Origin of the sequence: Collinsella sp. AF37-9 (assembly GCF_003475115.1) — a bacterium.
Classification (GTDB): domain Bacteria; phylum Actinomycetota; class Coriobacteriia; order Coriobacteriales; family Coriobacteriaceae; genus Collinsella.
Map to the genome: position 1 here is coordinate 1 of NZ_QROQ01000015.1, position 3,310 is coordinate 3,310.

Below are 3,310 nucleotides of genomic sequence, written 5' to 3' on the forward strand. Positions count from 1 at the left end.
GTTCCGCTATGCGGTTGTCAATTTGCGAAAGAAATTATGCGTCACCGTTCTGAGGTCGCCCGTCTCGCGCAGCAGCTTCTCCCGCCACGTCGCCTCGATTCGCTCGGCGGCCTCATCGAGGACGGACTTCACGCCGTAGATCTCCCTGATTTTCTTCTCGTCTGCCATGGTGCGGCACTCCAATCAACAACGGGCATGGCTCCGCCATGCCATATGGCTGGTAACAATGCACGGCCGCTGTTGATTTGTGTTCGCCCTGCAATCGGTGAGTTCTAAAAGGCGTCTCAAGTCATGCATTCACGCAGGTTTTCGGTTGGAGAAATACCGCACGTTTTCATGGTATCACGCGCCTTAAAGACCATGAATGGACGGCCATATCGATTCGTTGAAAATGGCACCTACGACGTGTTGGTGGCGGGAGAGTGATGGCGTTAAAGATGTCGAGAATGATTATGGGATTGTTTTAGATGCGGGCATGAAAAAGGGTCGAATCGAAGTGTCTGGCCGGACGCCAATTGTCCGGGAACTGTTTCGGTTCGACCCTGTTTCATTTTACATCCGCGGCATGCTCTTATAGACGCTCGGCGATTACCGACCTTCACGACCTCGATAGTCGGGCTATGGACTTAAGATTTCTTGGGCTCCCAGCCGTTTTCGATTGCGGCGGGGTAGACTGCGGCGTAATTAAGCATCCAGCTGCCATCGCCCGCTTTTTGAATAAACCCCTTATCTTTCAAAGAGGTATAGGCCCGGGAGATCGTGTTCTTACTCAGGTGGTAGCGCTCCTCAATCCATTTGCTTTTTGCGTAAAAGCCCATGGCTCGTTTGTTTTTGGAAGGATTTCCAAGCTTCCATACTAGGCCGAGGATGAGGCGCTCGGCAGCGACAGTGGTGGCACAACACGCCCAGTCGGGCACCGAAATAAAATTCGCGTTATCCATTTTCCTTCTAATCTCTCGTTGCTCAGTAACATCATTGGAATATTTGTCGGCAATTGACGGTAGCTCGCTCATGTTTACCGCCTAGTCAAGGTGGGCGGTACGACCTTCGAGCTGCTTGAAAAGTTCGTAAAACGAGCTTTCAAACATGTAATTCGAGCGATGGATTTGGATGAGCTTGCCGGACTCGCGCATAAACTTGCGCGCGGTATTTTCGCTCCAGCCAGTGAGTTCGCGGATATCGTTAACGCGGAGCAACCGATCGCACTGAGCGGCACCAGTGGGGAAAGTCGGTGTGGACGCCTGAGTGCTAATCTGTGGAGTAGCCATGATGAGCTATCCTTTCAATGAGGGCCCTCCCTGTGCTTGTAAGACTTACCAGGTTCATAAGCACTTGGGGGGTCGGTTTTTATGACTACATGCGTAGCCATCTGACAGCTTTAGAATCTATTAAAACTCATTAGATGTCAATCAAATAAAGCGTTTACCTGCGGAAATAGTAGTATAGTACCGTAATATTATTGATGAAACGATGAATGAACAACATGCTATTTCTCGCTTTTCTGTATATAGGCGTTGATGAAGTCTTCGTAGCCTTTAACTGCTTTTATTTCTGATTGTTGAACGAGGCTTGTATACGTTTTGAGCGTGATATTGGGGTCCGCGTGGCCAAGAATACCTTGCACGCTTCTAACGTCCGATCCGTTCGCCAGCATAAAAGTGCTTACACAATGCCTGAGCTGATGCGGGCAGATGCCCTTATATAGTTTTCCGCCAGTCGAATTGTTCGGCTCATAGATTCCAAGATTGCAGCTAACTGCGAAATCGCGAAACCAATGGTTGAAGATGTAGTTTTTCATGTGACAGACAGTAGGGACCCCCTGCTTGACAGCAATATCGCTAATGATGGGAGTGCTGCCAGTCTGGGACAGCCCCAGAGAGGCCAGGAGCTCTTTTTGTATGGCTGACCATGATTGAAGACGTTCGGCCAAGGTCTCTCCAACGGGGATTTTGCGTTGGCTTTCTTGTGACTTGGGTGCCCTCAGTTCATGGTCGTTGGTGTACTGCCTGTCAATTTTCAAGGTTTTATTGGCAGGGTCCCAATCGCGCCATTCGAGGCCCAGCATCTCGCCTTTCCGCATACCCGTATACACTAGTACTAGCGTACCAACAGCTTCGGCGGTGAGCTCAATGTGTTGAAGATGTGTGCATAGGGTAGCTACTCGGTCGATTGTCAGTGATTCTCTTTTGTTGCGTGGTCTGCGAACATGAACGGTAGCGCAGGGGTTTCGGTCAATTATTCTCTTTGCGACTGCATTCGACAGAATCTGACGCAGTTTCGAATTGATTCGTACAAGCTCTGATGGTTTGTATTTTCCCGTACGACGAGCTTCGGCATATGCTTCTTCGATTAGATCGGGAGTTAGCCCCTCAATTGTCTGAAACGCACCGAATAGGTCTTCGATATGCCTGCAATCGTACGCTTCTCTTTCATAGCTCGTTGGCGCAAGTTCGGTGTCCCTATTTTCATGAAAGGCCCAGCAGTAGGACGCAAGCAAAGTGGGCTTTTTAGTTTTAGTAATCGTGCCAGAGGAGTTGATTTCAGCCAGCTTGGCCTGCATTGCAGCCCTAGCTTCTGTTTTAGTCTTGCAACGAACCGTATAAGTTGGGGATCGTTTGTAGCGCCCCGTCTTAGGGTCCTTGATCCCAAGTGAGAAATAATAGCGGTAGGTGTTAGGTGACCTCTTGTCTTTCCAACACGTGCCTCTTCCGCTAATGAGTGGCTGTTCTGCCATCTTTGCACTCCGTTTCTTTGAATAGTTTTCAACAATTCACTGAGTGCAGTTTAGCTAAAGCTGTTAGTAATATGTTTGTAAAAGCGTAGGCGCAGCTACCGGAGGCAAAAGACACAAACTGCTATGTTTATCTGCGGTTATATGATGTTCAATGATGCTTGATGAATGGTAGGGGGTAGCATTAAATCATATCTCCTAAAGCGGGTGTCGACGGTTCGAATCCGCCCGGGGGCACCAGAGGAATATCGAGCCCGGTACCGCTACGGTGCCGGGCTCTTCTGGTCTAAGGGCAGGATTCGGACCGTCGACACCCGCGTCACTCATTTCCCCGCGGGGGGAGTTTTCGAATCCGCCCGGGGGCACCAGAGATTTGTCGAGCCCGGTACCGCTACGGTGCCGGGCTCTTCTGGTCTAAGGGCAGGGTTCGAGCCGTCGACACCCGCGTCACCAATTTCCCCGCGGGGGGAGTTTTCGAATCCGCCCGGGGGCACCAGAGGAATATCGAGCCCGGTACCGCTACGGTGCCGGGCTCTTCTGATTCATGCCATGTCAAAAATGAAGCGCCCGCTTGCTGGG

At 50.5% G+C, this 3,310-nt stretch carries 5 protein-coding genes; 1 reads left to right on the forward strand and 4 read right to left on the reverse strand.

Going from position 1 to position 3,310, the window contains the following annotated elements; all coding sequences use genetic code 11:
* Positions 1-6: 6 nt before the first annotated feature.
* The gene (locus tag DW024_RS10075) at positions 7-168 is read right to left on the reverse strand and encodes a hypothetical protein (RefSeq protein ID WP_158572170.1); all 162 of its coding nucleotides are present in this window, start codon (positions 166-168) and stop codon (positions 7-9) included.
* A gap of 196 nt (positions 169-364) precedes the next feature.
* Between DW024_RS10075 and DW024_RS05780 the strand changes: the two genes are divergently transcribed.
* The gene (locus DW024_RS05780; protein WP_118288898.1) at positions 365-577 is read left to right on the forward strand and encodes a hypothetical protein; all 213 of its coding nucleotides are present in this window, start codon (positions 365-367) and stop codon (positions 575-577) included.
* A gap of 49 nt (positions 578-626) precedes the next feature.
* Here DW024_RS05780 and DW024_RS05785 read toward each other — a convergent pair whose 3' ends face one another.
* The 3 genes from DW024_RS05785 to xerC form a co-directional block, all read right to left on the reverse strand.
* Positions 627-1,013: a hypothetical protein gene (locus tag DW024_RS05785; protein WP_147352052.1), complete on the reverse strand. Its 387-nt coding sequence runs from the start codon at positions 1,011-1,013 to the stop codon at positions 627-629.
* 9 nt (positions 1,014-1,022) lie between these two features.
* The gene (locus tag DW024_RS05790; protein WP_117629696.1) at positions 1,023-1,268 is read right to left on the reverse strand and encodes a hypothetical protein; all 246 of its coding nucleotides are present in this window, start codon (positions 1,266-1,268) and stop codon (positions 1,023-1,025) included.
* Positions 1,269-1,486: 218 nt separating this feature from the next.
* Complete coding sequence (gene xerC / locus DW024_RS05795; protein WP_118377203.1) at positions 1,487-2,734, reverse strand: tyrosine recombinase XerC; 1,248 nt, start codon at positions 2,732-2,734, stop codon at positions 1,487-1,489.
* Between the last annotated feature and the right edge of the window lie 576 nt (positions 2,735-3,310).